The 25,862-nt window shown below is 66.4% G+C and carries 30 protein-coding genes; 15 read left to right on the top strand and 15 right to left on the bottom strand.

Going from position 1 to position 25,862, the window contains the following annotated elements; translation table 11 throughout:
• Positions 1–12: 12 nt before the first annotated feature.
• On the bottom strand, positions 13–378 hold the full coding sequence (locus HCH03_RS08645) for a winged helix-turn-helix transcriptional regulator (RefSeq protein ID WP_221689183.1): 366 nt from the start codon (positions 376–378) through the stop codon (positions 13–15).
• Between the two features lie 163 nt (positions 379–541).
• Between HCH03_RS08645 and HCH03_RS08640 the strand changes: the two genes are divergently transcribed.
• Positions 542–1,096 carry a flavodoxin family protein gene (locus HCH03_RS08640; RefSeq protein ID WP_221689182.1) on the top strand — a complete coding sequence of 185 codons (555 nt, stop codon included), beginning with the start codon at positions 542–544 and terminating at the stop codon, positions 1,094–1,096.
• A gap of 211 nt (positions 1,097–1,307) precedes the next feature.
• Here HCH03_RS08640 and HCH03_RS08635 read toward each other — a convergent pair whose 3' ends face one another.
• Positions 1,308–2,087 carry a carboxymuconolactone decarboxylase family protein gene (locus HCH03_RS08635; RefSeq protein ID WP_221689181.1) on the bottom strand — a complete coding sequence of 260 codons (780 nt, stop codon included), beginning with the start codon at positions 2,085–2,087 and terminating at the stop codon, positions 1,308–1,310.
• A gap of 433 nt (positions 2,088–2,520) precedes the next feature.
• Here HCH03_RS08635 and HCH03_RS08630 point away from each other — a divergent pair, with 433 nt between their 5' ends.
• From HCH03_RS08630 to HCH03_RS08610, 5 genes are read left to right on the top strand one after another with little or no spacing between them, the layout of a single operon-like run.
• A complete protein-coding gene (locus HCH03_RS08630; protein ID WP_221689180.1) occupies positions 2,521–2,898 on the top strand; it encodes a MerR family transcriptional regulator in 378 nt (125 codons plus the stop codon).
• The gene (locus HCH03_RS08625) at positions 2,895–3,380 is read left to right on the top strand and encodes a flavodoxin (RefSeq protein ID WP_221689179.1); all 486 of its coding nucleotides are present in this window, start codon (positions 2,895–2,897) and stop codon (positions 3,378–3,380) included. The genes HCH03_RS08630 and HCH03_RS08625 overlap by 4 nt, the downstream gene beginning before the upstream one ends.
• Positions 3,381–3,437: 57 nt before the next feature.
• A complete protein-coding gene (locus tag HCH03_RS08620) occupies positions 3,438–4,136 on the top strand; it encodes a flavodoxin (RefSeq protein ID WP_221689178.1) in 699 nt (232 codons plus the stop codon).
• Positions 4,137–4,147: 11 nt separating this feature from the next.
• The gene (locus HCH03_RS08615; RefSeq protein WP_221689177.1) at positions 4,148–5,647 is read left to right on the top strand and encodes a flavodoxin; all 1,500 of its coding nucleotides are present in this window, start codon (positions 4,148–4,150) and stop codon (positions 5,645–5,647) included.
• Entirely contained in the window at positions 5,644–6,450 is an 807-nt protein-coding gene (locus HCH03_RS08610) for a hypothetical protein (protein WP_221689176.1), read from the top strand. The genes HCH03_RS08615 and HCH03_RS08610 overlap by 4 nt, the downstream gene beginning before the upstream one ends.
• 20 nt (positions 6,451–6,470) lie before the next feature.
• Here the strand turns inward: HCH03_RS08610 and HCH03_RS08605 are convergent, their stop codons facing one another.
• Complete coding sequence (locus tag HCH03_RS08605; protein WP_221689175.1) at positions 6,471–7,367, bottom strand: LysR family transcriptional regulator; 897 nt, start codon at positions 7,365–7,367, stop codon at positions 6,471–6,473.
• A gap of 366 nt (positions 7,368–7,733) precedes the next feature.
• Here HCH03_RS08605 and HCH03_RS08600 point away from each other — a divergent pair, with 366 nt between their 5' ends.
• The gene (locus HCH03_RS08600) at positions 7,734–8,786 is read left to right on the top strand and encodes a DUF362 domain-containing protein (RefSeq protein ID WP_246599891.1); all 1,053 of its coding nucleotides are present in this window, start codon (positions 7,734–7,736) and stop codon (positions 8,784–8,786) included.
• 20 nt (positions 8,787–8,806) lie between these two features.
• Here HCH03_RS08600 and HCH03_RS08595 read toward each other — a convergent pair whose 3' ends face one another.
• Positions 8,807–9,691 (bottom strand): LysR family transcriptional regulator, encoded by an 885-nt coding sequence (locus HCH03_RS08595; RefSeq protein ID WP_221689174.1) that lies wholly within the window; start codon positions 9,689–9,691, stop codon positions 8,807–8,809.
• 134 nt (positions 9,692–9,825) lie between these two features.
• Between HCH03_RS08595 and HCH03_RS08590 the strand changes: the two genes are divergently transcribed.
• From HCH03_RS08590 to HCH03_RS08570, 5 genes are all read left to right on the top strand, one after another.
• Positions 9,826–10,611 (top strand): carboxymuconolactone decarboxylase family protein, encoded by a 786-nt coding sequence (locus HCH03_RS08590; protein ID WP_221689173.1) that lies wholly within the window; start codon positions 9,826–9,828, stop codon positions 10,609–10,611.
• 52 nt (positions 10,612–10,663) lie between these two features.
• Positions 10,664–11,392: a flavodoxin gene (locus tag HCH03_RS08585; protein ID WP_221689172.1), complete on the top strand. Its 729-nt coding sequence runs from the start codon at positions 10,664–10,666 to the stop codon at positions 11,390–11,392.
• 55 nt (positions 11,393–11,447) lie between these two features.
• Positions 11,448–12,272 (top strand): SDR family oxidoreductase, encoded by an 825-nt coding sequence (locus HCH03_RS08580; protein ID WP_221689171.1) that lies wholly within the window; start codon positions 11,448–11,450, stop codon positions 12,270–12,272.
• A gap of 236 nt (positions 12,273–12,508) precedes the next feature.
• A complete protein-coding gene (locus tag HCH03_RS08575) occupies positions 12,509–13,087 on the top strand; it encodes a cyclophilin-like fold protein (RefSeq protein ID WP_221689170.1) in 579 nt (192 codons plus the stop codon).
• Positions 13,088–13,150: 63 nt separating this feature from the next.
• Complete coding sequence (locus HCH03_RS08570; protein WP_221689169.1) at positions 13,151–13,675, top strand: flavodoxin; 525 nt, start codon at positions 13,151–13,153, stop codon at positions 13,673–13,675.
• Between the two features lie 57 nt (positions 13,676–13,732).
• On the opposite strand, the gene HCH03_RS08565 is transcribed toward HCH03_RS08570, so the two are convergent.
• The 4 genes from HCH03_RS08565 to HCH03_RS08550 are packed head-to-tail and all read right to left on the bottom strand — an operon-like array spanning position 13,733 to position 16,200.
• Positions 13,733–14,815 (bottom strand): HAMP domain-containing sensor histidine kinase, encoded by a 1,083-nt coding sequence (locus tag HCH03_RS08565; protein WP_221689168.1) that lies wholly within the window; start codon positions 14,813–14,815, stop codon positions 13,733–13,735.
• Positions 14,802–15,485, bottom strand: a complete 684-nt coding sequence (locus HCH03_RS08560; RefSeq protein ID WP_221689167.1) for a response regulator transcription factor — start codon at positions 15,483–15,485, stop codon at positions 14,802–14,804. Before HCH03_RS08560 ends, HCH03_RS08565 begins: the two co-directional genes overlap by 14 nt.
• A gap of 26 nt (positions 15,486–15,511) precedes the next feature.
• Entirely contained in the window at positions 15,512–15,718 is a 207-nt protein-coding gene (locus HCH03_RS08555; protein WP_185905900.1) for a hypothetical protein, read from the bottom strand.
• Between the two features lie 56 nt (positions 15,719–15,774).
• A complete protein-coding gene (locus HCH03_RS08550; RefSeq protein ID WP_221689166.1) occupies positions 15,775–16,200 on the bottom strand; it encodes a hypothetical protein in 426 nt (141 codons plus the stop codon).
• A gap of 278 nt (positions 16,201–16,478) precedes the next feature.
• Between HCH03_RS08550 and HCH03_RS08545 the strand changes: the two genes are divergently transcribed.
• The 3 genes from HCH03_RS08545 to HCH03_RS08535 are packed head-to-tail and all read left to right on the top strand — an operon-like array spanning position 16,479 to position 18,557.
• Positions 16,479–16,808, top strand: a complete 330-nt coding sequence (locus tag HCH03_RS08545; RefSeq protein ID WP_221689165.1) for a hypothetical protein — start codon at positions 16,479–16,481, stop codon at positions 16,806–16,808.
• 9 nt (positions 16,809–16,817) lie between these two features.
• The gene (locus HCH03_RS08540; protein WP_221689164.1) at positions 16,818–17,828 is read left to right on the top strand and encodes a zinc-dependent alcohol dehydrogenase; all 1,011 of its coding nucleotides are present in this window, start codon (positions 16,818–16,820) and stop codon (positions 17,826–17,828) included.
• Between the two features lie 21 nt (positions 17,829–17,849).
• Entirely contained in the window at positions 17,850–18,557 is a 708-nt protein-coding gene (locus HCH03_RS08535) for a hypothetical protein (RefSeq protein WP_221689163.1), read from the top strand.
• Between the two features lie 303 nt (positions 18,558–18,860).
• On the opposite strand, the gene HCH03_RS08530 is transcribed toward HCH03_RS08535, so the two are convergent.
• The 7 genes from HCH03_RS08530 to nth form a co-directional block, all read right to left on the bottom strand.
• Positions 18,861–20,003 carry an aldo/keto reductase gene (locus HCH03_RS08530; RefSeq protein ID WP_221689162.1) on the bottom strand — a complete coding sequence of 381 codons (1,143 nt, stop codon included), beginning with the start codon at positions 20,001–20,003 and terminating at the stop codon, positions 18,861–18,863.
• A 617-nt stretch (positions 20,004–20,620) separates the two neighbouring features.
• Positions 20,621–21,025 (bottom strand): cupin domain-containing protein, encoded by a 405-nt coding sequence (locus HCH03_RS08525; RefSeq protein WP_221689161.1) that lies wholly within the window; start codon positions 21,023–21,025, stop codon positions 20,621–20,623.
• A 594-nt stretch (positions 21,026–21,619) separates the two neighbouring features.
• Positions 21,620–23,632, bottom strand: a complete 2,013-nt coding sequence (locus HCH03_RS08520; RefSeq protein WP_221689160.1) for a hypothetical protein — start codon at positions 23,630–23,632, stop codon at positions 21,620–21,622.
• A gap of 38 nt (positions 23,633–23,670) precedes the next feature.
• Complete coding sequence (locus tag HCH03_RS08515; RefSeq protein ID WP_221689159.1) at positions 23,671–24,009, bottom strand: hypothetical protein; 339 nt, start codon at positions 24,007–24,009, stop codon at positions 23,671–23,673.
• The gene (locus HCH03_RS08510) at positions 23,999–24,598 is read right to left on the bottom strand and encodes a hypothetical protein (RefSeq protein ID WP_221689158.1); all 600 of its coding nucleotides are present in this window, start codon (positions 24,596–24,598) and stop codon (positions 23,999–24,001) included. Before HCH03_RS08510 ends, HCH03_RS08515 begins: the two co-directional genes overlap by 11 nt.
• A gap of 86 nt (positions 24,599–24,684) precedes the next feature.
• Positions 24,685–25,020: a hypothetical protein gene (locus HCH03_RS08505; protein WP_221689157.1), complete on the bottom strand. Its 336-nt coding sequence runs from the start codon at positions 25,018–25,020 to the stop codon at positions 24,685–24,687.
• A 70-nt stretch (positions 25,021–25,090) separates the two neighbouring features.
• Positions 25,091–25,753, bottom strand: a complete 663-nt coding sequence (gene nth / locus HCH03_RS08500) for an endonuclease III (RefSeq protein WP_221689156.1) — start codon at positions 25,751–25,753, stop codon at positions 25,091–25,093.
• Positions 25,754–25,862 lie beyond the last annotated feature (109 nt).

The following is a 25,862-nucleotide window of genomic DNA, read 5'->3' as shown; positions in this document are numbered from 1 at the left end:
TTTCAAGCGACACTACTTGTTGGAAGCCTCGCAGGTTGGTCCGTCGTCGCGGTGACGGTCGCCCCACTCGCACAGCGCGTCGAGGATGGGGATGAGCGAGGTTCCGCGCTCGGACAGGCGGTACTCCACCTTCGGCGGTATCTGCGGGTATTCGGTGCGCACGACCAAGCCGTCGGCTTCGAGCTCCTTGAGGGAGGAGCTGAGCGTTTTGTACGAGATGGTGGAAATGTAGCGCTTCAACTCGTTGAAGCGCACGACCTCGAATTCGAAAAGGCAATAGAGGATGGTCATCTTGTACTTGCCGTTGATGAGGGAGAGGGTGTAGCTGAACCCCGTCTCCGCGAACTTCGCGTCTTCGATGCTTTGGAAGCAGCCCATGCAACGCTCTCCTTTTGGTTAGTATTGCACTTCGATGTGCGTACTTGTACTTGCTTCCACTATAGCGAAAATGAGAAGTGTCAAGCAAGCGCGCCGCCGAAGCGGCGGAGCAACGCGGGGCGGGGAACCCGCTCCGCGTTGCTCGGACGAGAAAGGGAAGGCGATGGCAAGGAAGATCGTGGTATTGAACGGCAGCCCGCGGGCGAAGGGCAACACGGCGGGGCTAGTCGAGGCGTTTGCGCAGGGCGCTCGGGCGGCGGGCGCCGAGGTGGCGCGCTTCGACCTGCAGAAGCTGGACATCCATCCGTGCCTGGGTTGCTTCGGCGGCGGCAAGGACGAGGAGAGCCCCTGCGTGCAGAAGGACGGCATGGGCGATATCTACCCCGCGTACCGCGAGGCCGACGTGGTGGCGCTGGCCTCGCCCTTGTACTATTGGTCGATATCCGGCCAGCTCAAATGCGCGTTCGACCGTCTGTTCGCCGTGGCGGAGTGCAACGAGGACTACGCCAACCCCGTGAAGGAGGCCGTGCTGTTCATGGCGGCCGAGGGCGACGGCTTCGAAGAGAGCGAGCATTGGTACGACCGCCTCATGGGCCATCTTGGATGGACGGATCGCGGCAAGGTGCTCGCCGGCGGGGTTATGGACGTCGGCGACATCGCGGGCCATGCCGAGCTGGCGGAAGCGGAGGCGCTCGGCCGCGCCGTGGCTCGGGGATAGAGCAGAGCGGGGCCATGCCTTGGGATAGAAGGCGGACCGCCTCGGCTTTTACGTGATGGTTCGGGGCGCAGCACCGTTTTGTACTGGCTCGTTGGCCCAAGACCCGTCTTTGTGCTCAACAGGGTGCGTTTCGCGAGCTGTTGGCGGCGGCAGAGCTCTCTCGAATTGAAGGAGAGAGGGGTGTCGATGTCCCTCTCTCCTTCTCCCGCGGTTATTCCGCCTGCTGAGCGGCCTCGTCCACGCAGCACAGGGCGTTCAGGCTGCGCGGGTAGCCGAGGTAGGGCACGCACTGCGACACCACCTTCACGAGGAAGGCCTGGTCGTTGCCCAGCCGCATGTTGGCGGCGGCGTGGCTGGTCAGCTGCGACTCGCATCCGCCCTGCGCGGCCAGGAAGCAGAACGTGACCATCTCGCGCTCGGCCAGGTCGAGGCCGCCCCGGGTGTACCAGTCGCCGAAGCAGTTGCCGGCGAGCCAGCGGTTGATGTGGCGCCGATCCTCTGGCCCGCTCTGCCAGAAGTCGCGCATATCCTCGCCGAAGATGTCCACCTGGGCCTGGATGCCCGCTTCGAGGCGAGTTTCCGGCGTGGTGCGCGCCTGGGGCTCGAGCGGCAGCGCCACGCCGCGATCGGCGAGCACCTCGTTGGTCGCCTGCAGAAACGGCAGGACGCGCCCGATTCCCAAGTAGGCCGTGGCCTGGTACACGATCTCCTTCGCCTCGACGGGCGTCACGCCCATCTCGAGCGCCGCGTGCAGGAAGCCGCGGTACGCGTCGATTCCCTGGCAGCCCAACAGCGTGGCGAGGATGGCCATGAAGCGCGTGCGGTCGTCGAGGTCGCCGCCCGCGCCTTCGGCGTTCAGCACCTCGTCGAAGGCGAAGTTGTCGAAGCGCTCAACGAATTCGGGGTCGGTCTCGAGAAACGACGACGTGGCGTAACCGGGCGACATCCTCTCGCGGCAGGCGCGGGCGGCATCGGTGATGGCTGGTTGCATGATGTGCTCCAATCTTTCGCGTAAATGTTATGGTTACAGTTAACACCTTGGAGCCTACTCCAAGTCAAGGGACTGCTTGGAATCTCCTCAAGATCCGGTCGAAGCCGCGTCTGAACGGGGTGGCTCGGCATGTCGGAGTGAGCGTGGCGGCGCTTCTTCGACGTCGACTCGGCTTCAAGGCTACCGTTCTCGATGCTGCGAACGTGACGACCACCTTTCTCTCCGGTTCCTCTAGAAATGCAAACTAGGCATTTCTAGAGATGATTATTAAGTATTAGACATACCTGATCGAGCGTTTTATAACTGAGATGCCGCAAATCGAGGGCGGCCTCTCGATGAGGGGGCCGCTCGAGCTCGAGTAAGGAAGCGCAGCGGTAAGAAAGCGCGCCCGCAAAGCCACGGTGGATTGAAGCACCGATCGGAAGGAAGAGGAATGACGAAGGAAGAGGTGTGCGCACGCTACGGGATTCCACCCGAAGTGTTGGACGAATGCGAGCGCTGGGGCCTGTGCGACGCGGCGAAGGCGGTGATGGAGGGCTGGCGCTACGACGGCCACGACCTGGAGGTGCTGGGCATGGTGCTGACGCTGCACGACGCCGGTTTCGAGCCGGACGACGTGGAGACGTACCTGCGCCTCGCCTTGGAAGGCCCCGCCACCCGCGCGAAACGCCTGCGCATGCTCGACGGGCGCCGCGCAGCAACTTTGGCTGCGATGCACGAGCTTGAGGAGCGCCTGCAGAAGATCGACCACCTGAGGTACGGGACGCGCCGCGAAGACGGCGACGCGACGAGGAAAGGAAGGATCGCATGAAGAAGAAGGCATTGGTGGCGTACTTTTCAGCCAGCGGAACCACGCGACGGGCGGCGAAGGCGCTTGCCGCGGCAGTAGGCGCGGACGTGCACGAGATCGTTCCCGCGCAACCCTATTCGGCGGCCGACCTGGACTGGAACGACCGGGGAAGCCGCAGCTCGCGCGAGATGGACGACCCGCAGGCCCGCCCCGCGATAGCCGGCACGGTGCGCGGCATGGGCGGCTACGACGTGGTGTTCGTGGGCTTCCCCATCTGGTGGTACGTGGCCCCGCGCATCATCGAGACGTTCTTGGAGAGCTACGACTTCTCGGGCAAGACCGTGGTGCCGTTCGCCACGTCGGGCGGCAGCGGCATGGGCGGTACGGAGGCCGTTCTGAAGAAGCGCTGCTCCGCGCGAACCGATTGGCGACCGGGCAAGATGCTGAACGGTCGGCAGTCCGACAAGGCCCTGCGCGCGTGGTTAGACGGGCTCGGCCTGTAGACCACCGTCTCCCGCATCCCGCTGCGACCCCCGTTAACGATAGGAAGGACACCCCTCATGGCACATGAACCGACCATCACCCTCGATCGCCGCCGCTTCCTCGGCTTGGCGGCCACGGCTGGCGCGACGGCGCTCCTCGGAGGCGCGCTCGCCGGTTGCTCCTCGGAGGAGCCGGTCGAGCCGCGCGTCGCGCAGGACGCCCCCGACCAGCCCGAAGCTGCGCCCGAGCCGCCGGAGCCCGCCGCGCAGGAAGCGTCCCCGGAAACGCCCTCCGCTCCCGCCAAGGCGCTCGTGGCCGTGTTCTCGTGGTCCGGCCACACCGAGCAGGTGGCGGACCACGTCCGCGAGCTGACGGGCGCCGACTACTTCCGCATCGAGCCGGCCGAGCCGTACACGACCGACTACAACGAGGTGCTCGACGTGGCCCAGCGGCAGCAGGACGAGGACTACCGCCCGGCGCTGGCGTCCGCCGTGGACAACTGGGACGAGTGCGACACCATCTACCTGGGATTCCCCGTGTGGTGGTACCACGTGCCCCAGATCATCAAGACGTTCGTGACCGAGCACGACCTCACGGGCAAGACGGTGGCGGTGTTCAGCACCAGCGGCGGCAGCAGCGTGGCCAGCACGCTTCCCGACATCGAGGCGCTGTGCCCCGGCGTGAGCTTCTCCGGCAACCTCACGTTGGACGGCGACGCGGCAGCCTCGCAGCTCGACCGCGTGGACGCGTGGCTGGGCGATTTGGGGCTGCGATGAGCGGCACGCCCATGCCCCGGCGGTCGTTCTTGAAGGCCGGGGCCGTGCTGGGCGGCTCGGCTTTGCTGGGCTGCCTGGGGCTGGCGGGCTGTTCGGGATGGACGCCCCGGTCGGCGGCGACGGACGAGGATGCGAGCTTCGATACCGGAAGGGAGGAGAACGCGATGAACGCGACAACGACAGCGGCTCCGTTCGCAGACGTGCGGGACGATCTGGTGGCCATCCCCGGCGGCGCGTTTCTGATGGGGAGCCCCGAGGACGAGGGTTGGCGCGGGCAAGACGAGGCGCTCCACGAGGTGGAGGTGTCGGGCTTCTTCCTCGCCCCCTTCGAGACGACGCAGGCCGACTACGAGCGGCTCATGGGGTCGAACCCCAGCGCCAGCGTCGGCGCGAACCTGCCGGTTGAGAGCGTGACCTGGTACGACGCTGTGGCCTACTGCAACGCGCTGTCCGCCGAGGCGGGCCTTGCCCCCGCCTACCTCGTTGACGGCGACTCCGTGACCTGGGACCTCTCCGCCGACGGCTACCGGCTGCCCACGGAGGCCGAATGGGAGTGCGCGTGCCGCGCCGGCACGACGACGCCCTTCAACACGCAAACCTCCATCAGCGCCGATGACGAGGCGAACTACTACGGCACCTACCCTTACGGCATCGAGGAGAACTACTTCTCGCAGGGCAGCTTGGAGACGCGCCCCGGCGTGTACCGCCAGGCGCCCATCGAGCCGGGCGGCTTCGTGCCGAACGCCTGGGGGCTCTACGACATGCACGGCAACGTGGCCGAATGGGTGTGGGACTACTACGGGCCCTACGACGAAGAGGTCCGCGTCGACCCCACCGGCGCGCCGACGGGGACTTTGCGCGTGAACCGCGGCGGCGGATGGAACGACTTCGCCAAGAGCCTACGCAGCGCGTATCGCGCGGCCCTGCCCGCCGACGGTTCGAGCCCCAGCGTGGGCTTCCGCGTGGCCCGCAGCGCGCAGCCGCGCACGGGAACGGTGGGCGCGCAGGCGGCGCAGACGCAGGCGGCCGGTGGCGAGGTGCTGGTGGCCTTCTTCTCCTGGGGCGGCAACACGCGGGGCATCGCGCAGGAGATCGCGCGCCAGACCGGGTTCGATGTCGTGGAGTTGGAATGCGAGCAGCCGTACTCGTCCGACTACAACACGGTGCTGGAGGAGGCGCAGCGCGACCAGAACGCGCAGGCGCGCCCCGAGCTGGCGACGCGGGTGGACGACATGGGGCGCTACGGCACCGTCCTTCTGGGCTATCCCAACTGGTGGGCGTCCATCCCCATGCCCGTCGCGTCGTTTCTGGAAGGCTACGACTTCTCGGGCAAGACCATCGTGCCGTTCTGCAGCCACGGCGGCGGCGGGTTCGGGCAGAGCGTGTCGGCTATCTCGAAGCTGGCGCAGAATGCCGCGATAGGCGAAGGGCTGTCGGTGCACTACTCGGGAGGCCCGAACCTTGCCGACGACGTCGCGGCCTGGCTCGAGCGCAACGGGGTGGGACGATGAACGGCCCGTCCGCGCGGCTGGCGACGAGCGCGCGCCGGGCCTCCCCGACGAAGCGCTTTGCCATGCCGCAGGAGCGCGCAGGTCGGCGCGGCCTGCGCGCGGGGCTGCGCTGCGCGGTGGACGCGGGCTTGGCCGCCGTGTTCGTGGCGCTCATGGCCACGGCCACGGTGGAGGAGTTCGCCCACGAGTGGCTGGGCATGGCCGCCTTCGCGCTGTTCGTGGCGCATCAAGTGCTCAATCGGCGCTGGTGGGCGAGGTTGCTCAAGGGCCGCTACACTGTTCTGCGCGCGCTGGGAACGGCGGCGAACCTGGGCCTCGCGCTGTGCATGCTGGCGCAGATGGCGTCGTGCCTGGTCCTGTCCAAGTACGCGCTGGGGTGGCTCCCTGCCTTCGACGGGGCATGGTGGGCGCGCGTGGCACATCTGCTGGGCTCGTACTGGGGGTTCGTTCTGGCCTCGGTGCACGCGGGGCTGCATCTGGCCGGTCCGGCGCGCGCCCTCGCGCGGCGCGGAGGAGCGTTGCTCTGGATCGCGCGGGCAGCCGCGGTTGCCGCCGCGTGCTTCGGCGCGTGGTCGTTCGTGCAACTGGACTTTGGCGCGTATCTGGCCCTGGCCTCCCAGTTCGTCTTCGTGGACCCCACGGTGCCCCTTGCGCTGACGGCGACGGAATACGCCTCAGCAGGCGTCCTGATTGCGGTGATGGCGCATGGCGTCACGGTGCCGTTGCAAGCATCGCGTCGCCGCGCTGCCGCGCGTGGGGGCCGGAGCCGGAGTCGTGGCAGCTTGCGCGGCGAGCTCGAGTGATGCGCTTGGCGGGGTCGTGCCTACGCCTCGCCGGGGGCGTCCTGCCTGCTGGACGTGCGTTTCTTGACGAACTGGATGAACGCGGCCGTCACCGGCGAGAACGCCTGGTGCTCCTTCCAGATGAGCATGGTTCCCATGTCGAAGCTCTGCGCGAGCGGCACGAAGCGCAGTCCGTCGTAGCGCCCGTCCAGCCGCAGGCCCACGGCCACGCCCATGCCCGCGCGCACCAGGATGGCGCCGTTGTACAGGAGGTTGTACGTGCAGGCCACCTCCATGTCGGGCGCGCGGTGCCCGAACCAGCCGGCAAGGGCGTTGCGCGCCGCCTCGCTCTTCGACACGATGAGGGGGATTCCTGCGAGGTCGTCGGGGGTGACGGCGGCGTTGTCCGCGAGCGGCGAGTCCTCGCGCACGAGCACGCCCCATTCCTCCTTGCGCGCCATGCGCACGAACTCGTAGGTGCGCACGTCCACCGGCTCGCCCACCAAGCCGACGTCGAGCTCGCCGGCCTCGATGCGGCGCTTGATGCCCACTACGTTGCCGCTGTGCACGTCGAAGGACACCAGCGGGTACTTTCGCCGGAAGTCCGTCATGATCTCGGCCAGCTCGCCCACGCTCAAGAACTCGCCGCAGCCGACGGCCACCTCGCCGGCGAGCGAGTCCTCCTCGTGGGCCACCTCCTTCATGGTTTTGTCGGCCAGGGCCAAAAGCTCCTGGGCACGGCGCTTGAGCAGCACGCCCTCGCTGGTGAGCACGATGTTGTGGCTGCTGCGCGTGAACAGCTTCGCCCCCAGCTCGCGTTCGAGCTGGGCAAGCTGCCGCGAGAGCGTGGGCTGGGTGATGTGCAGCTGTTGGGCCGCCCGCGTGATGTTCTCCTCGCGGGCCACCATGAGGAAGTACTGCAGGACGCGAAGCTCCATGGGCGCCTTCTTTCGGAGAGGGGCTCTCTCCACCGCGGTTAGGGGGGGGGGAGGGTGCATCATTCGCTACAAATGCCTTTCAAGCATTATAAGCGATGTGAAATAGGGATTGTATATCGTTTGAGGACGCTTCTGGAATCGAAGGCGGGCTGGAGCCGCGGGACATCGGTTCACGCGATCTCCATTTGACTTGAAGCAAGCTCCAAGTGCGATCATCGAACAGGAGCGTTTTCGCCTTGCATGGCGACGCGTAACATGCCGGACGCGGCGCGAGAGGAACACGCATGGTCAACGGGCGATCAGCTCTTCCAGGGGGCTTTGCGGTTGCGATTGCGGATTAACGCGGGAGGCGAAAGGAGAAACGATATGGACAAGCTGGACAGGCGCACGTTCCTGATGGGGTCGGCCGGCTTAGGCATGGCCGTGCTGGCGGGAGGCTCGCTTGCGGGATGTGCTGCCGAGGAGCAGCCGGCGGAGGTTCCCGATGAGGGCGTCCCGCAGGCGGCCGGCCCCGAGCCGGTGCCGGAAGCGCCGCAGCCCGCGGTCCCCTCCGCGGGATCGCCGCAGGTGTTCTTCACGCGCGAGATCAGCGCCGCCGGCCTCGTGCGCGCCTTCGAGGCGTTGGGCGTGCGGCCCGAGGGCAACGTGGCGGTGAAGCTCTCCACCGGCGAGCCGGGCGGGCGCAACTTCCTGCAGCCCGACCTGATAGCCGACCTCGTGCACGACGTGAACGGCACCATCGTGGAGTGCAACACGGCCTACGGCGGCGCACGCTCCACCACCGAAAGCCATCTGCAAGCCGCCGCCGACCACGGCTTCACGGCCGTCGCCGACGTGGACATCATGGACGCCGACGGCTCCCTGAGCCTGCCGGTCTCGGGCGGCGCGCACCTCTCCGAGGACCTCGTGGGCGCGCATCTGGCGGACTACGACTACGTGGTGTCGCTCGCTCACTTCAAAGGACATGCCATGGGCGGCTTCGGCGGCGCGCTCAAGAACTGCTCCATCGGCATCGCCTCGCGCGAGGGCAAGATGCTCATCCACAGCGCGGGCGCGTCCACCACCAGCTGGGGGAGCCCCGCGCAGGACGACTTCCTGGAGTCCATGGCCGAGGCCGCCAAGGCGGTGGCCGACCGTATGGGCGGCGCGATGTGCTACGTGAACGTGATGAACCGCCTGTCGGTGGACTGCGACTGCGACGCGCACCCGGCCGAGCCGGACATGGCCGATATCGGCATCCTGGCCTCGACGGACCCCGTGGCGCTCGACCGCGCCTGCGTCGACCTTGTGTACGCCGCACCTGACGGCGCCTCCCTCGTGCGGCGCATGGAATCCCTCAACGGCCCGCACATCCTGGAGCACGCCGAGGCCATCGGGCTGGGCAGCCAGAGCTACGAGCTGGTGGACTTGGACGCGTGAGAGTCGTCTCACCGCTGCCTTTATCCGAACAGCCCCTGAAGCACGTCCGCGAACTCTTCTATGAGCGGGGTCGTGCGCGCCTTCGGCCAGAAGGCGTAGTACTCGCGGCGCTGGTGGTTGCCTGCGGCGTCCAGCAGCGGTATGCGACGCAGCACCGTACCCGAGCGGCCCTCGTCAGCGCGGCTTTCCAACGGCAGGAAGCCGCGGTTGCCCGCCACCATCATGTGGGCCTGCTCCACGGTGTCGGCGAACAGGAAGTCGCACGCGTAGTTCAGCACGTCGCGGTGGTAGTCGCGCTCGACGTCGCGCTGGTCGGGCGCGGCCACCAGGATGCACGCCGCGTCGCGCAGCTGCTCCACGGTCACGCCGTCGCGCCAGGCCAGCTTGCTGCCCTCCGACACCTCCACGTAGCTGTAGGCCGTGAACAGCAGGCGGTTCACGAAGGCGTCCGACAGCTCGCGGCGCCGGTCGCTCACGAGGACGTCGAACTCCCCGTTGCGGATGCCGTCGTAGAGCCCGTCGTGGCTGCGGGCGTCGGTCGTGATCGTGACGTGGGGGTGGCGCAGCGCGAACGCCGCCACCGCGCCCTGCACCTCCCAGCCCTCGTAGCGGTTCAGGTAGCCCACGCGCAGCCGGGCGGGGTCGTCGCCGAAGCCGGCCAGCTCGAAGCGCAGCTGCGCCACCTCTCCCAGTATCTCGCGGCCGCGCTCGGCCAGGTGCTCGCCGGCGGGCGTGAGGCGGAAGCTGCGCCCCTCGCGCTCGACCAGCTGCACCTCGAGGTCGGCTTCAAGGGCTTTGACCTGCTGCGATATGGCCGACTGCGAGATGAAGCACTCCTCGGCCGCCTTGGTGAAGCTGTGCAGGCGCGCCACGGCGCAGAAGTACTGCAGCTGCTTGAACAGCATGGGAAGCTCCTTCCTGCTCTCTGCAAATCATAAGCAAAACTGATTATAGCTATGAGTAATCGGAATTGTTCATTAGCGGTAGAGATTCTAGCATACGAGTCGTCAAGAAATCGAGCGAAGGAGGAGCGGGCGGCATGGCGCACAACCCGGCTATCAGCGAGGCCGCGAAGGCCTACCACGAGAAGATGTTCCCCGGCTACGTGAGCGACTTCCTACGCACCGACCCGGAGTTCATCGAGCGCTTCGACAACTTCGCCTTCGACGAGGTGGTGAACACCGAGGGCGCGGGCGGCGATTTGGACGGCCGCACGCGTTTCCTGGCCATCCTCGCGGCCCTCGCAGGCTGCCAAGGCGTCGACGAGTTCCGCGCCCTGCTGCCTGCCGCGCTGAACTTCGGCGTGACGCCCGTGGAGGCGAAGGAGATCGTGTACCAGGCGGTGGCGTACCTGGGCATCGGGCGCTCGTTCCCGTTCCTGAAAGCCGCGAACGAGGTGCTGGAGGCTCGGGGCGTGGAGCTGCCGCTGGAAGGGCAGGCCACCACCACCATGGACACGCGCCTTGCCGGCGGCATAGAGGCGCAGGTGGCCGTGATGGGCGAGGGCATGCGCGACTTCTGGAAGGCGGGCGAGGGCGATGCGGCGCACATCAACGTGTGGCTCACCGACAACTGCTTCGGCGACTGGTGCACGCGCGGCGGCCTTGCGCTGCCCGAGCGCGAGATGGTCGCGTTCTGCCTCCTGGCGGCGCAGGGCGGCTGCGAGCCGCAGCTCGCGTCGCACGCCGCCGCGAACATGCGCCTGGGCAACGACCGCGCGTTCTTGGTGAAGGTGGTGTCGCAGCTGGTGCCCTACCTGGGCTACCCGCGCTGCCTGAACGCCCTGCGCTGCGTGGACGAGGCCGCGGCCGCCCGCGGCGAGTAGGCTCGGCGTGCTGCGCGAAGGCATCGACGACCGATCGAGAGAAAGGCTTCCCATGGAAACGAGAAAGCGCACCCCCATCGACCGACGCACGTTCATCGCAGGGAGCGCGGCCGTGCTCGGCAGTGCCCTGCTTGCGGGATGCTCCGGAGCTCCATCCGAAGAGCCTGCGTTCCTGACGGCCCCCGAGTCCGAGGCGCCTATCCAAGATGCGATCGCGTCGAGCCCGGACCTTGAGCAAGAGCCGCCTTCGACCGCCGCGGGCGGCACCCTGCTCATGTACTTCTCGCGCGCGGGCATGAACTACGCGGCCTCGGGTCCCGTGCACACCGACGTGGGCAACACGGCGGTGGTGGCCGGGTACATCCAAGACCTCGTGGACTGCGACGTGTACGAGATCGAGGCGGCCGAGCCCTACCCCTACGAGTACGAGGCCGCCACCGATCAGGCGCAGCGCGAGAAGAACGCGAACGCCCGCCCCGCCATCGCGGGCGAGCTGCCGGACCTCTCCGGCTACGACACCCTTTTGGTGGGAAGCGGCGTGTGGTGGGGCGATCCGCCCATGATCATGCGCACGTTCTTCGAGGCGGTGGACGCCGCGGGCAAGACCATCGTCCCGTTCACCACCCACGCGGGCAGCGGGCTGGGCTCGGCGGTGCAGACGTACCGCGAGCTGTGCCCCGAGGCCGCCGTGGAGCCGAACGGCCTGGCGGTGAGGGGCGAGGACGTGCAGAGCGCCCGCGCCGAGGTGGAGGCGTGGGTCTCCGAGCTGGGACTGGCGTAAGCGATCGGTGCGGATGACGGGCGCAAACGACACGGAACGAGAAGGAGAGAACAACATGGAAGCGAACACCTATCTGATCACGGGCGTCTCGAGCGGATTCGGGCACGAGATGGCCAAGCAGCTGCTGGAAGCGGGCAAGACGGTGATCGGCACCGTGCGCACGAAGGACAAGGCGGCCGACCTGATCACTGCCCACCCCGACACTTTCGACTGCCGCCTGCTGGACGTCACGGACGTGCCGGCCGTGCAGGCTGCGGTGGACGACGCGTGGGCGCGCCACGGACGCATCGATGTGGTGGTGAGCAACGCGGGCTACGGCCTGTTCGGCTGCGCGGAAGAGCTCTCCGACGAGGAGATCGACCGCATCATCGCCACGAACCTCACCGGGTCCATCCAGCTGATCAAGTCGGCGCTGCCGCATCTGCGGGCGCAGGGCGGCGGGCGCATCGTCCAGATGTCCACCTACGGCGGGCAGGTGGCCTACGCGGCCAACAGCATGTACCACGCCACGAAGTTCGGCATCGAGGGCTTCTGCGAGGCCGTGGCGCAGGAGGTGGCCCAGTTCAACATCGGCATGACCATCGTGGAGCCGGGCGGCGCGCGCACGGAGTTCCGCTACGGCAGCGCGCGGGTGGCCGACCTCATGCCCGAGTACGAGAGCTGCCACGGCTTCCTGAACATGCTCGGCCTGGCACCGGGCGATCCGGTGCGCATGTGCGAGCGCATCATCGAGAGCGTGGGGCAGGAGCCGGCGCCCTTGCGCATGGTGCTGGGCAGCCGCGCGCTCTCCGAGACGCTGCGCGTGACGCGCGAGCGCCTGGCCGCCTTCGAGGGCATGGAGGAGCTGGCCGCCTCCGCCGACTTCCCGGAGGGGGAGTAGCCTGATGTCATCCTGAGCGGAGGCCGTAGGCCGGAGTCGAAGGATCTTCGATCGAGGGCGATTCCCTGCGTTGAAGATCCTTCGTCCCCGCTTCGCGGGGCCTCCCTGCGCTCGCTTCGCGTGCTCGGGAGTTCGACAGTCCACCGGACTGTCGAATGCTTCGCTCGCTCAGGATGACAGGATGTGCGGGATGACAAAGGGAAAGCTGACGATTCGAATGCAAGGAGGATCGAACGATGACGAGGCTGTTCAACCAGGCGGCTCGCGCCGCCGCGACGGGGCTCCTCCTGGGCTGCGCGCTGCTCCCCTCGACAGGGTGCTCCCAACTCCAAGACAAGGCGGCGGAAGCCGCGCCCGAAGCGTCCGAGGGCGAGAACGCGCCCGTCGCCGAGCCGGCGGAGCCCGTTTCCCCGCCGAGCTCGAACCCGGTTCCCGAAGGAGAGGAGGAGACCGCCGTGGTCGTGACCGTCGAAGGCGTGGAATACGCCGCCCGTTTGAACGGCACGCGCACGGCCGAGGACATCCTCGGCATGATGCCGCTCGCGCTTTCAATGCAGCGCTTCGCCGAGCACGAGTACTACGCGGAGCTTCCCGCCCGCCCCTCCATCGAAGGCGTGCCTGCCACGTCGCGCATCGAGGCCGGCGGCATCTACTACTGGGAGGGATGGAACGCGTTCGTGTTCAACTACATCGACTCCGACATCGCCCCTTACGGGGTGGTGCAGGTGGGCACGTTCGACGAAGGGTTGAACGACTACCTGTTGAGCTCGGCGCCGGACGTCGTGGAGCTCTCCGTGTCCGAGGACCCCGCGTAAGGCGTTCCGGCATTGCATTGGAAGCCGAGTTCGACATGCGGAAAGAGAACGAAAGGGGCTATCATGCCTAAGACCAAGACGCTCGTCGCATACTATTCGCGCGCCGGGCAGAACTACGTGTCTGGAGCCATCGAGGACCTGCCGCAGGGCAACGCGTCGGTGCTGGCCGGGTTCGCGGCCGCCGCCACGGGCGGCGACCTGTTCGAGATCGAGACCGTGAAGCGGTATCCGGCGGACTACTACGCCTGCACCGACGAGGCGCAGGCCGAGAAGCGGGCGAACGCGCGCCTCGAGCTGTCCGCGCACGTGGAGGGCATGGACGCCTACGATACGGTGGTGCTCATCTACCCCAACTGGTGGGGCACCATGCCCATGCCGGTGTACACGTTCCTGGAAGAGCACGACTTCGCCGGCAAGGCCATCCTGCCGTTGTGCACGCACGAGGGCAGCGGCCTGTCGGGCACCGAGCGCGACATCGCGCGGGCCTGCCCGGGCGCGACCGTCGGACGCGGCTTGGCCGTCACGGGATCGTGTGCCGCGCGCTCGGAGGGCGACGTGCGCGCCTGGCTGAAGGAGGCGTTGGAGTAGGGGTGTCGATCGGGGGAGGGGCGCGGACCTGCCGTATCCTTGCGTACCGTGATCCTCCTACGCCGGCTTGTCGGTGCGATCCGGCAGCATAACGACGAACGCAGTGCGCCCCTGCGGGGTGCTGGTGGCGAACACGGTGCCGCCGTGCAGCTCCACGACGCGCTTGACCAGCGGAAGGCCCAAGCCGCAGCCTTGGACGGCGTGTGAGGGATCGTCTTGGTAGAAGCGCTCGAAGACGCGGTCGAGCGCGGCCGGTCCGATGGCGGGGCCGCCGTTCTCCACGCGAAACTCGATACGGCGCACTTCGCTCTTGCGCAGCGTAACCCAAACGCGCCCGCCCGCAGGTGAGAACTTGCAGGCGTTGTCCAGCAGGTTCGCCCATACGCGCTCGAGCAGGGCGGGGCTGCCGGTGCAACAGGCGTCCTCTATCTCGCATGCGAGGTCGAGCTGCTTGTCGGCCCACTTCTCGCCCACGAGCACCACGGCGCGGCGCACCTGCTCGCCTGCGTCCACCTGCCGCTCGTCGGGCAGCCGCTCGAGCGACTCGGCCTGACGCAGCGCGAGCACGTCGCCGGCCATGGAGGCCAGCCGCTTCGACTCGGAGGCGATGATGCCGGCGTACTCGCGCCGCTCGTCGTCGGTGGCGTCGTCCTCCAAAAGCAGGTTCGCGAAGCCGTTGATGGAGCTGATGGGCGTTTTGAACTCGTGGGAGAAGTCGTCCACGAAATCGTGACGCAGCACCTCGACGCTTTTCAGCTCGCGGGCGGTGGCGTTGAAGGCGTCCACGAAGTCGTCCACCTCGTCGACCGAGACGCCGCCCTTCCGCTCCATGGCCACGTCGAAGTTGCCGCTTGCCAGTTCCTTGAGGGCGTCCACCATGGATCGCAGCGGGCGCAGCACCACGTTGTTTGCCATGACCAGCACGATAGCAGCGATTATTGCACTCACGACGAAGGCAAGCACGGTGAGCAGCAGCGGATTCGTCCAGAAATCGGACTTGAGCAGGCCGGCCCGCACCGACATCCATGCCACAGCCGTCACGACGAACAGCACGACCACCACGATCAGAAACAGGTTCGCGGCGAACAGGAACGCCATGTTGAGCGAGCGGGCGGAAAGCCACCTTCTACGCCCGGCCATCGCCCACCACCGCCTTGTACCCCACGCCCCGCACGGTGACGATCTCGAATTCGGGCCAGTCCCTGAAGCGGGTGCGCAGACGGTTGACGTGCACGTTCATGCTGGCGGAGTCGATGTCGGCATCCTCGCCCCACACGTCTTCGAGCAGCTGCAGGCGCGTGAACACGTGGTTCGGGTAGGCCAGCAGCTTGTACAGCAGGTAAAACTCCTTGGGCGGCAGCGCGACCGTCTGCCCCGGCCTGGACACCGACAGCGCGTCGTAATCGAGCACCGCGTCGCCCACTTCGATGCGGCTGTCGGCCACGATGCGCGCGCGTCGCAGCAGGGCGCGCACGCGCAGCACCATCTCCTGCGCGTCCACGGGCTTCGCCAGATAGTCGTCGGTGCCCACGATGAACCCCTCGCGGCGGTCTTCGGGCAGGTTCTTGGCCGTCACCATGAGGATGGGCAGCTCGTAGCGTGCCTCGCGCAGCTGCCGGGTGAGCTCGAAGCCATCCGTTCCGGGCATCATCACGTCGGTGATGAGCAAATCGACGCGCTCGCGGTCGATCGCGTCGAGCGCCTCCGCGCCGTCGGACGCCGCGAGGAGGTCGAAGCCGGCACGATGCAGCACCGCGCACATGAGCTTGCGGGTGCTGCCGTCGTCCTCCGCCACTAGGATTCTTGCCACGTCGCCTCCTCCGAACCGTCGAGACATTATAGCGCGGGCTCGCGGGCAGTGCCGGGCTGCGCGTCGTCGGGATCTCCGTCGGATAGGGCCGCGTGCAGAAAGTCGGGCAGGTAGAGGTTCTCGGCGCCTCCTGCGAGCACGCCCGCTCCCGCGACGGCGGCACCTGCCAGAGCAATGACAAGCGAGACGGCGATCAGGGTCTTCTTCAAGGGGCGATAGGTCGGTCGTTCCACGGGTTCTCCTTTTCCGTCGGTTCGGGTTCTTGTTCGGACTCGTATCCGGCTCGCCGTCAATCGGCGCTCGCGCCGGCGAGCATCGCGCGCGTTTTCTTCGCGAGCGTGCGCCGTGCGGCCTGCGCGCCTTGCATGACGGGGAAGAGCATGCCCAGGCAGGCGATGCCGCAGCCTCCGCAAAGGGCTGCCGATGCGAGGCCGTTGGTCAGGTTCATGAAGCCGAGCGCGATACCCAGAACGGTGCCGGCTGCGCATCCCGGCACGTAGAGATAGCCGATGCCGACGATCATCCACGCTGCGAACAGCAACAGCGCCGAAATCACCGACCCCAGCCCGAAGATCGGTCCGAGCCCCCTCGGCAGGTTGATCACGATAGTCTGAGCAGCGTTGGAACTTGGCGTCTCCCCGTTATCGCCCGTCGCCCCGTCATCCCTATTCGTTCGATGAACCTGCCGCGTCACAGCGGTTTCTTCGTTGTCCATGGTGATCCTTTCGACTGCGGTTCGCTTCGTTTCGGATTCCTGTATCCCTTCGGTGACGACCAGTCTGCGCCTCCAACCTAAACGCAACCTAAACCGCGTCGAGAGCGCAGGGTCGAAAGGCGCGGAGTACTGTCCGGCGCAGGAGGTCGGTGCCGGGCGCAGGCCCCTGCGCGTTTAGGTTGCGTTTACCTAAGCGGCGCAGACTGGGCGATGAAAGCGATCGGGCGAACAGCCGGATCGCGGGACGAAAGATAAGCCGCTCGTGAAAGGAAACTGCCATGAAATTGTTCGATACCATCGATGGATTGCTGATAGGAACCCGCTACCTCACCTGGGGTATCGCCGTCGTCGGCACGCTCGCCTCGCTGGTGCTGCTGGTGGCGAACGTGCCTTTGGGCATCGGGTCGGCCGCAGCCTGCGTCGCCCTGTTCCTCTTGGCGTGCGCCGTGGTTCTGCTGCTCCTTCCCAAAAAGCTGGCGGCCGGCGGCCTCGAAGGGGGCAGTCGCTTCGCCATCGGGGGAATCGTCCTTCTCGTCGCCTGCGCCGTCATGGGGATCGTCTACCTCGCCTGCGGCGGGTTTCCCCCGCTCAACCTCGTCTTCGCGTAGGGTGCGGTTATGAGGGCTGCCATCTACAACGGACGCGGCAACATCCTGCTCGCCGAACGGGAGACCCCGCATGCGCGCGAGGGCGGCATCGTGGTGCGGAACCGCTACGCGAGCATCTGCGGCACCGACGTCGCGGTGTACCGGCACGGGCCCGAGACGGGGCATCGCGTGCAGGTGGGCGGCGAGTTCGGGCACGAGATGGTGTCCGAGGTGGTGGAGGTGGGCCCGCGCGTCGAGGGCATCGCCGTTGGCGACATCGTGTACCCCTATCCGCTGCTGGCGAAGGGCGACCCGGCCCGCGCGGGCACGGTGGGAGGCTTCTCCGAATACGTGGAGATCCCCCATGCGCAGCTGGGGCGCGAGGTGTACCGCGTGAGCGAGAAGATACCGCTGCGCACGGCGGCCCTCATCGAGCCGTTCACGGTGGGATGCCGCGCGGCACGGCGCGCCCTGCCGCAGCAAGGCGAGACGGCCGTCGTCTTCGGCGCGGGAACCATCGGCATCGCGGCGGCCATCGCGCTCGCCGAGTTCGGCTGCGCGAAGGTGATGGTGTGCGGCCGCTCCGACTTCCGGCTGGAGAAGGCCGCGGCGCTCGGCTTCGAGACGTGCAACAGCGCCGCCGAGGACTTGAGGACGCGGGCGATGCTCACGTTCGGCGAAGCGCCCTCCCTCTCGGGCCCCACGGCGAATGTCGACGTGTTCGTCGACGCCGCCGGAGCCCCCTCCATACTCGACGACTGGCAGGCGATGGGCAAGATCGGCTGCCGCATGGTGGTGGTGGCCGTGCTCGCCGGCATGCGGCCCGTGGACGTGCTGTCCATGACGTACGCCCAGCACGCGCTCATCGGGTCGGGCGGCTACTTCCCCGAAGACGTGCTCGACGTGATGCGGTTCATGGAGAGCGGCCGCTGGGACGCCGGCTCCATCATCACGCACGAGTTCCCCTGGGAGGAGCTTCCGCGCGCCATCGAGTGTGCGGGGAACGTGGACGAGGCCCTGAACGTGGTCGTCCGGTACTGAGCGGGCAGAAGGAGTCGCGGCATGCGCATAGGAAAGATGTCGGTCGAGGAGTCCCACTTCGTGGGGCTCTCGTTCGCCACGTCGCTGCTCTCCGGGGCGGTCAAGCTGGCCGTGGGCGCGGTGACGCGCTCGCCGCTCGTGCTGATGAACGCCGTCTACAACGCGGTGCTCTGCGTGCCGAAGGCGCTCGCGCTGGCCTCGGGCCGCCTGCCGGGCGCGCGGCGGCGATGCGGCCGGGCATGCGCGCGGCCGCATCGTCCGGGTTCCGAAACGGGCATCCAGCTATTCGCGGCGGCGTCGCTCGTGGCGCTGGGCGCGGTGTTTCTGGCGTTCAGCAACCACGCCCTGGTGAACGGCGAGACGCTGCACATGGACAAGATACCCGCCATATCGTTCGCCACCTGCGCGTTCGCGAAGATCGGCGTGAGCGTCTACGGTTTGGTGCGGGAGTGGGGGAACAAGGACGGCATCGTGTTCTCGTGCAAGCTCGCGAACTTCGCCGACGGGCTTGCATCCATCGCGCTCACTCAGACGGCCCTGCGGGGGATCGAGGGCGAAGGAGGCGACGTGTGGGACGCCGCCCTCGGCATTGCCGTCGGTATCGTCATCGCCGCGCTGGGCATCTGGCAGCTCGCGCATGCGGCCAGGAGGCGCAGCGCAAGCGCGACCGCGCCGACGGGGGCGAAGCGAAACGATGCCGAGGCCGAGAGCCGCCCCGCAAGCCGGTAGGCTATGGTTCTCTACGTGAAAACCGGAGGCGCTTCGGCTGTCGCTGCGCGGGATCCTTCGACTCCGGCGGCTCGCGCCGCCTCCGCTCAGGATGACAACCTGGCCGGGCGCACGTCAATGCTGGTTTCACATAGAGCTATGGTTTGGCGGAGATCGGCGTGCGCGCGTGACGCGCGATGGGCGAGATGCGCGCACGCTTGCTCGAGGCTTTCGTTAGATCGTGCGGCGTTCCGATTTCTCACGATCTTATGTTGCGGAAGGCGCCGATAAGCTCGGTCGTCGCTCCACGGTTTCGTTTTGGAACTACGCGAACAGCTTCTCCGCCTGCTCCATGTGCTCGGCCACCGGCACGCCGAAGGGGCAGCGCGGCTCGCACGATCGGCAGCCGGTGCAGTCGGCGGCGTTCGCGTCGAGGGCCTCGTAGTGGGCGCGCACGGACGCGGGCACCTCGTCCTGCATGAGCGCCAGGTCCAGGAACTTGTTCACCGTGGCGATGTCGATGCCACAGGGGCAGGGCGCGCAGTGGCCACAGTACGTGCATTGGCCGAAGTAGGCGTGCCGCGGCGCGCCGGCGAGCGCGCTCGCATAGTCGCGCTCCTCGTCGGTGGCGGTCTCGTAGGCGCAGGCGTCGGCCACGTGCTCGACAGTGTCGAAGCCGGCCATGATGCTGGCCACGGCGGGGCGGGTGAGCGCGTAGTGGATGCACTGCGCAGGCGTGAGCGCCACGCCGAACGGCGACGCCTCGGCGCTGAACAGGCGCCCGCCCGCGTAGCCCTTCATCACCGTGAGGCCCACGCCCTCGCGCTCGCAGAGCGCGTAGAGCTCGGCGCGGGCGGGGTCCATGCCCTTGAGCGCGTCGTCGTAGGCGAACGCGAACGCCTCGTCCAGGCTGGCCGTGGCGGGCAGCAGGTCGAAGGCGGGATTCGCGCTGAACATGACGGCCTCGATCTCGCCGGAGAGCGCCGCCAGCTTCGCCACCTGGGGGCTGTGCGTGGAAAGCCCGATGTGGCGCACGGTGCCCGCCGCCTTGAGATCGCGCACGTAGGCGATGAAGTCGCCGGCCATGATGCTCTCGTACTCCTCCACGTCGTCCACGTAATGGATCATGCCCAGCTCCACGTGGTCGGTGCCCAGGCGCTCGAGCAGGTCCTCGAACGCGGGGCGCACCTTGTCCATGTCGCGCGTGCGCACGTACTGGCCGTCCTGCCAGGTGGAGCCGATATGGCCCTGGATGATCCAGCGGTCGCGTGCGCCTTCGATGGCCGCGCCGAGGTTGCTGCGCACCTCCGGCCCTGCCATCCAGCAATCGAGGATGTTGATGCCCGCCTCGGCGCAGGCGTCCGTGACGGCCTTCACCTCGGCGACCGACTTCTTCTCCATCCACTCGGCCCCGAAGCCGATCTCGCTCACTTCCAGGCCGGTTTTGCCCAGCATGCGGTACTGCATGGCGTGTTCTCCTATCTTGGTGGCGGCCTTTGACGTGTCCATTGGGCCGGGTTCGCGGTTAGATTCGTTGTATGCCCATTAAACACCATGGAGCGTGCTCCAAGTCAAGAACCAAGGGCGCTGCTCGGCCCTCCTGCCGAGAATCGTGTTGGCGAGGCCCGTTCGCCGGCTCGTGGCTCTGCTGACGTAGGCGGCGGGGGAGCTGCTTTCTGCTTTCCGGCCGCGAGCCGGAGACGGAGGGATGGGTTTGCCGCCTCGTTTCCGCCCGGTTCCTCGGAATCGTGGTGGCCGCGTGCCTTTTCTGCGGGACGCGGCCGGCGAATGTCACGAAAATGCGAGCAATGTTGCGTCTCGGCCACCTCGCTCACCTTCGTGAAAATCAACCCTATTGCAAAACTCCTGATCAGAGTTTCGTTCTGCCTTACGGCTTATTGGGCGGCTCGTCTTGGGGCGGTTCGCAAGCGGCTTCGTGGGCCCCAAACGCAACATTGCTCGCATTTTCGTGCCTTTGAGGCCGCAGACGATGGTTCGGGAAATCGAGCATGCCTTGCATTTCTCGGGTTTCGCCCGAAAACGCAAGGCGCGCCATGCGCTCTGGCGGCCTCTCGGCAGGAGCGCTACAGCGCGGCGTACTCCTCGTCGCTCACGGGCTCGCACCATTCGTTCGAGCCGTTCACGGCGGGCACCTCCACGACCAGGTGGCAGAACCAGCTGTCGGCGCCCGCGCCGTGCCAGTGCTTCACGTTGGCGGGGATGTTCACCACGTCGCCCTGCTCGAGCGCGCGGGCGGGCTTCCCCCACTCCTGGTACCAGCCGCGCCCGCCCGTGACCAGCAGGATCTGGCCGCCGCCCTCATCGGCGTGGTGGATGTGCCAGTTGTTGCGGCATCCCGGCTCGAACGTGACGTTGCCCACGCCCACCTGCTCGGTGGAGAGCATGTTCAGGTAGCTCTGGCCGACGAAGTACTGGCTGTAGGGGTTCTTCCCGCCGCGCGGGAAGACGTCGTTCAACTCGTTGTCCATGGTGGAGCCTCCTTGGGTTTTCGTTTTGCGGCTTGATCGGGCATCGTATCGGCTTGCGGGTGCCCGCTGTCCGTTTTGCGCATCCACCATATCGCTTGGAGCGCACTCCAAGTCAAGGGCGAATTCGCGCAGGATTCACCCGCTCCTGGCCGTCGAGCGCCTTGCGCAAGCAGTCGGCCGTGGCGCCCTCGCCGTGCGCCGCGAGGTCGGCCGGCGTGCCCGCGAACATCACGCGCCCGCCCGCCTCGCCGCCTTCGGGGCCGAGGTCGACGACCCAGTCGCTCGCGCACACCACCTGCTGGTTGTGTTCCACCACCACGACGGTGCTGCCGCCGTCCACCAAGCGGTCCAGCAGCGCGAGGAAGTGCTCCACGTCCTGCGGGTGCAGGCCGCTCGTGGGCTCGTCCAGCAGGTACAACGTGCGCGTGCGCCCTGCGGTCAGCAGCTCCTTCGCCAGCTTGAGGCGCTGTGCCTCGCCGCCCGAGAGCGTGGTGAGCGCCTGCCCCAGCTGCAGGTAGCCCAGCCCCACGTCCTGCAAGAGGCGCAGCGGGCGGGCGATCTTCGGACGGTCGGCGAACGCGGCCGCCGCCTCGCTCACCGAGAGCTCCAGCACGTCCACGATGGAGCGGCCGTCCAGCCGCACCGACAGCACGTCGTCGTGGAACCGCTGCCCGTGGCAGGCGGGGCAGGGAACCTCGGTGTCCAGGAAGAACAGCAGGTTGTTCGCGACGGTGCCCATGCCCTCGCAGGTCTCGCAGCGCCCGCCCGGCGTGTTGAACGAGAACGCCTTGGCCGCGAGGCCGCGCGCGCCGCGTCCGTGCCGGCGAACGCGCTTCTGATGGGGCCGTACGCGTCGATGTACGTGGCCACGTTCGAGCGCTTCATGCGCGCAAGGGGCGATTGCCCCACGGCCGCGATGCGGTCGAACCGCTCGCAGCCGGCCACGGCGTTCTCGGGCCCTGCGGCGTTGCTGTGGGCCAGCACTTCGAACACGAGGGTGGACTTGCCCGAGCCCGACGGCCCCGTCACCGTGACGAGACGCCCGGCGGGGATGTCCACGTCGAGGTGGCGCAGATTGAACCGCGTGGCGTTGCGGATGCGGATGGGCGGGTCGTCCGGCGTGCGGACCTCCCGCTTCAAGGCGGGCTTCCGCGCGAGGAAGCGTCCCGTGGCCGAGTTGGGCGCGGCGGCAAGATCGGTCAGCGACCCTTCGGCCACCACGCATCCTCCGTGAGCGCCCGCGCCGGGGCCCAGGTCCACCAGATGGTCGGCGGCGCGCATGACGTCGGGGTCGTGCTCGATGACGAGCACGCTGTTGCCCAGGTCGCGCAGGCGGCGCAGGATGTCCACGAGCCCCGCCGTGTCCCGCGGGTGCAGGCCCGCCGTGGGCTCGTCCAGGATGTAGACGACGCCGGAGAGCTCCGAATCCAGGATGGCCGAGAGGCGCAGCCGCTGCAGCTCGCCGCCCGAGAGCGTGACCGTGGCGCGGTCGAGCGTCAGGTAGTCCAGCCCCACGGCGGCGATGCGCGCGAGCTTCGTGGACAGGTCCAGCAGGTAGTCCTCCACGAGCGTCCGCCGCGTGCCGTCCAGCTGGGCGTCGAGGTTGCTCACCCAGGTCGAGAGCCCGCGCAGCGTGGCGCCGGACAGCTCCGGCAGCCGTGTGCCCGCCACCGTGACGGCGCGGCTTCGCGCGCACAGGCGCTCGCCGCCGCACTCGGGGCAGGGGGCCTGGACGAGGTAGGGGCGCACGTTCCTCGCGTCCGCGCCGTGCTCGGCTGCCCGTCTCATGAGCTGCGGGACCACGCCCTCGAAGCGCCCGTCGGCCACCTTCTTCGGAGGCTCTGCGTGCGGTAGCGCCCGTGCGAGGGCGTCGGCTTCCGCCCCTTCGTAGAGCAGGGCCTTCTGCAACTTGCCGAACGCGGCCACGGGCACGTTCGCGGGGTCGGGCAGGCCGAAGTGCCGGCACGCCGCGCGGAACACCCCTATCTGGTAGTCTTGGTACTTCGCCGCCCAGAAGGCCACGGCGCCGTCCTCGAGCGATTTGCCCTCGTCCACGGCGGTGGCGCGGTCCACCGCGAGCACGCGTCCGAGGCCCTCGCAAGCGGGGCAGGCACCCTCGCGCGTGTTGAACGAGAAATCCGTGCGCGTGATCTTGTCAATGCGCTCCCCGCACGCGCTGCAGTACAGGTACACGTGGAAGTCGTCGCCCACGCGCTCGGTCTCCTCGAGGCAGTCGGCCGCGCAGATGGTCTCGCCGCAGCACGGGCAGGGGTATTCGCCCAGCTTCTCGTAGACCATGCGCAGGGCGGTGTACACGTCGGTGAGCGTGCCCACGGTGGAGCGCGGGTTCTTGTTCGCGTCGTTTTGCAGGATGGCGATGGCGGGGGAGGCCCCCTCCACGCGCTCGACGGCGGGCTTGCGGATGCCCTGCAGCGACAGGGCCTCCAGGTAGAGCCGCTGGCATTCGTTGAACAGCACGTCCACGAGCAGGGTGGACTTGCCCGACCCCGAAACTCCCGTGAACACGACCAGCCGGTTCTTGGGGATGCGCAGCGTCACGTCGCGCAGGTTCCCCTCGCGCGCGCCGATGATGGAAAGGGTTTCCATGGGCAGTCCTCTCACCGAAGAAGGCCTAACTTGTTCGGTTATTTTTTCAGAATTTCGACGACTGTTTTAACTGCTTTAGTGGCTTTTTCGCTTTTAAAAGCGGCGATAGCAAGTCCGGCAACTGTTCCTATGCCTGCTAGGGCTTTGCCAGCGTCATCCTTGACCCTGTCTCTTTGATCATCGGTCTTTGCTTGACACGCAGCGCAGATCCTGTGTTCGGGAGCGGTGTCGCCGATCACTCCAAAGCATTTCTTGCAGACGAATACTAATTCTGCGCCGCAAGTAGAGCAGTATTTGTCATCTGCGCAATACTTGAACTTCGTCATGTTCTTTTTGCAGTTAAAATTGGGGCAACCTTTTGATCGCTTATCTTTCATTATTACCGCTTTCCGTTTCGCTTTCTGCTTCCAAGAAAAAACAGTTCGTTCCAGTAAGCTGATTTCTAATATCCTCGACTACAAGAAGCGATTTCGCTCGGTTTTCCCAAAATCCATTTGTCAGGAGGGTGTCAGAGGCATCATGCTCAGCTAGCGTTGTGACATTGGGAACAATCGTGCTCTCGAGGAAGTTTCCATACTTATCTATAGTTGCAAGCATTGCCGGAACTTCGTTTTCCTCGAAATACACTGCTGCTTTGAGAACCGTTGAATGATGAATAACTTCGAAGCATTTGTTGATGTTCCCCAAACGTTCCCGTATTGCTTTTGTCCTGTTGCCTTTCTTGTTGTATTTTCCTTCCAACAAATAGCGAATATGGCTTTCTATCTCTTCCACCATCTGGGCATTGGCGTCACTGAGGGATTTCAGGGCTTGGGCGGCAATCAACTTACGGAAGTTGCTATCACCTATTACTTTTGATTCCAGATACAGATCCAAGCCAGCATGGTAGAGTCCAATGCGATCATTTTGTTGACCTTTTGCGATCTCTGAAACGTCCTCGCCGATCATCGCCAGTGTTTGAGACATTTCTTCTAGGCCCTTTTGGATGGCTTGAAGCTGAAGAGCGTTCATCGCGTCAAGAGGTTCGATACCCTGTTTGGTAAGGTCTTCTTTTATAGGGAGTTTTTCGAGTAATGATTGTTGCTGTCTTTTAGCTGTGCATAGAGATTTCCGTTTTCCTCGACTAGCTTAATTACGCCGTCTTTTAACCCCTTATGAATTTCCGGACTCATATCAACAATGAAGGTAGCAGAGTCATTTAAGAAGTCTTTGGCAGATTGAGAGGCCAATACCGTTGTGGCTATTTTCGAAACGATCATTCCGGCATTCTGTTGTTTTTTCTTCAACGTTTTCATGAATGTTTCTATGGCGAAACGTTCATTTGAAGCTTTTAAGCTTTGCTTCGACGAAGCAGTGTGTTGTACGAGCTTGGACGTTTCGTTTGGCACGCTGATCCTCTTCTCTATCGTTCAATCTTGAAAACGGCTGGTTTTACCAAAAGCGATTTCTGGTCGACACTTACGCCTTCCCGCAGCTGGGGCAGAGGTCGCAGATGAAGCACTCGGCGCACTTCGGCTTGCGGGCGATGCACGTTTCGCGGCCGAACAGCACCCATTGGTGGTTGATGGGTCCCCAATACGCGCGCGGGTACAGCTTGAGCAGCGCGTCCTCGGTCTTGGCCGGCGTGTCGGCGGAGGGGCCCGCGAACTTCAGCCGATGCGCGATGCGGAACACGTGCGTGTCCACGGCGATTCCCTCCACGATGCCGAACGCCTCGTTCAGCACGACGTTCGCCGTCTTGCGGCCCACGCCGGGCAGCTTCTGCAGCTCGTCCATGTCCCGCGGGATCTCGCCGCCGTACTCGCTCACCACGATGCGGGCGCATTTGATGATGTTGGCGGCCTTCGTGTGGTAGAAGCCGATGGTGCGGATGATGTCCTCCACGTCGCGCACGTCGGCGGCCGCGAGGTCGGCCGGCGTGGGGTAGCGCTCCCAGAGGGCCGGCGTCACCTTGTTCACGCCCTTGTCGGTGGTTTGCGCGGAAAGCAGCACGGCGATGGTCAGGCGGAACGGGTCACCCCCATAGTGCAGCGCGCACTCGGCGGCAGGGTAGTGCTCGTTCATGCGCTCGGCCACCGCAAGCGCGCGCTCGCGCTTGGCCTTCATCGTCTCTCGCGGCATGGGGCCTCCTTAGTCAGGCGTGTGCTTTCCGTCACGTTCAGTATAGACAATGCGCCCTCGGGATTCACGGCGTGATCCTCGGTTTTCTGCACGTCCCCTTCGTTCAAAA

The organism is Gordonibacter massiliensis (ex Traore et al. 2017) (assembly GCF_019731765.1).
Classification (GTDB): domain Bacteria; phylum Actinomycetota; class Coriobacteriia; order Coriobacteriales; family Eggerthellaceae; genus Gordonibacter; species Gordonibacter massiliensis.
The sequence above is the reverse complement of the archived record's forward strand: the minus strand, read 5'-3'. Positions and strand labels throughout refer to the sequence as shown.

Coding starts and splice junctions, on each gene's coding strand:
- HCH03_RS08620 (WP_221689178.1), top strand. CDS start 3,438: ATGGCACATGAACCGACCATCACCCTCGATCGCCGCCGCTTCCTCGGC.
- HCH03_RS08580 (WP_221689171.1), top strand. CDS start 11,448: ATGGAAGCGAACACCTATCTGATCACGGGCGTCTCGAGCGGATTCGGG.
- HCH03_RS08565 (WP_221689168.1), bottom strand. CDS start 14,815: ATGGCCGGGCGTAGAAGGTGGCTTTCCGCCCGCTCGCTCAACATGGCG.
- HCH03_RS08585 (WP_221689172.1), top strand. CDS start 10,664: ATGGAAACGAGAAAGCGCACCCCCATCGACCGACGCACGTTCATCGCA.
- HCH03_RS08535 (WP_221689163.1), top strand. CDS start 17,850: ATGCGCATAGGAAAGATGTCGGTCGAGGAGTCCCACTTCGTGGGGCTC.
- HCH03_RS08530 (WP_221689162.1), bottom strand. CDS start 20,003: ATGCAGTACCGCATGCTGGGCAAAACCGGCCTGGAAGTGAGCGAGATC.
- HCH03_RS08525 (WP_221689161.1), bottom strand. CDS start 21,025: ATGGACAACGAGTTGAACGACGTCTTCCCGCGCGGCGGGAAGAACCCC.
- HCH03_RS08520 (WP_221689160.1), bottom strand. CDS start 23,632: ATGGAAACCCTTTCCATCATCGGCGCGCGCGAGGGGAACCTGCGCGAC.
- HCH03_RS08635 (WP_221689181.1), bottom strand. CDS start 2,087: ATGCAACCAGCCATCACCGATGCCGCCCGCGCCTGCCGCGAGAGGATG.
- HCH03_RS08545 (WP_221689165.1), top strand. CDS start 16,479: ATGAAATTGTTCGATACCATCGATGGATTGCTGATAGGAACCCGCTAC.
- HCH03_RS08510 (WP_221689158.1), bottom strand. CDS start 24,598: ATGTCTCAAACACTGGCGATGATCGGCGAGGACGTTTCAGAGATCGCA.
- HCH03_RS08570 (WP_221689169.1), top strand. CDS start 13,151: ATGCCTAAGACCAAGACGCTCGTCGCATACTATTCGCGCGCCGGGCAG.
- HCH03_RS08600 (WP_246599891.1), top strand. CDS start 7,734: ATGGACAAGCTGGACAGGCGCACGTTCCTGATGGGGTCGGCCGGCTTA.
- HCH03_RS08605 (WP_221689175.1), bottom strand. CDS start 7,367: ATGGAGCTTCGCGTCCTGCAGTACTTCCTCATGGTGGCCCGCGAGGAG.
- HCH03_RS08515 (WP_221689159.1), bottom strand. CDS start 24,009: ATGAAAGATAAGCGATCAAAAGGTTGCCCCAATTTTAACTGCAAAAAG.
- HCH03_RS08550 (WP_221689166.1), bottom strand. CDS start 16,200: ATGGACAACGAAGAAACCGCTGTGACGCGGCAGGTTCATCGAACGAAT.
- HCH03_RS08590 (WP_221689173.1), top strand. CDS start 9,826: ATGGCGCACAACCCGGCTATCAGCGAGGCCGCGAAGGCCTACCACGAG.
- HCH03_RS08615 (WP_221689177.1), top strand. CDS start 4,148: ATGCCCCGGCGGTCGTTCTTGAAGGCCGGGGCCGTGCTGGGCGGCTCG.
- HCH03_RS08625 (WP_221689179.1), top strand. CDS start 2,895: ATGAAGAAGAAGGCATTGGTGGCGTACTTTTCAGCCAGCGGAACCACG.
- HCH03_RS08575 (WP_221689170.1), top strand. CDS start 12,509: ATGACGAGGCTGTTCAACCAGGCGGCTCGCGCCGCCGCGACGGGGCTC.
- HCH03_RS08610 (WP_221689176.1), top strand. CDS start 5,644: ATGAACGGCCCGTCCGCGCGGCTGGCGACGAGCGCGCGCCGGGCCTCC.
- HCH03_RS08630 (WP_221689180.1), top strand. CDS start 2,521: ATGACGAAGGAAGAGGTGTGCGCACGCTACGGGATTCCACCCGAAGTG.
- HCH03_RS08645 (WP_221689183.1), bottom strand. CDS start 378: ATGGGCTGCTTCCAAAGCATCGAAGACGCGAAGTTCGCGGAGACGGGG.
- HCH03_RS08595 (WP_221689174.1), bottom strand. CDS start 9,691: ATGCTGTTCAAGCAGCTGCAGTACTTCTGCGCCGTGGCGCGCCTGCAC.
- nth (WP_221689156.1), bottom strand. CDS start 25,753: ATGCCGCGAGAGACGATGAAGGCCAAGCGCGAGCGCGCGCTTGCGGTG.
- HCH03_RS08540 (WP_221689164.1), top strand. CDS start 16,818: ATGAGGGCTGCCATCTACAACGGACGCGGCAACATCCTGCTCGCCGAA.
- HCH03_RS08640 (WP_221689182.1), top strand. CDS start 542: ATGGCAAGGAAGATCGTGGTATTGAACGGCAGCCCGCGGGCGAAGGGC.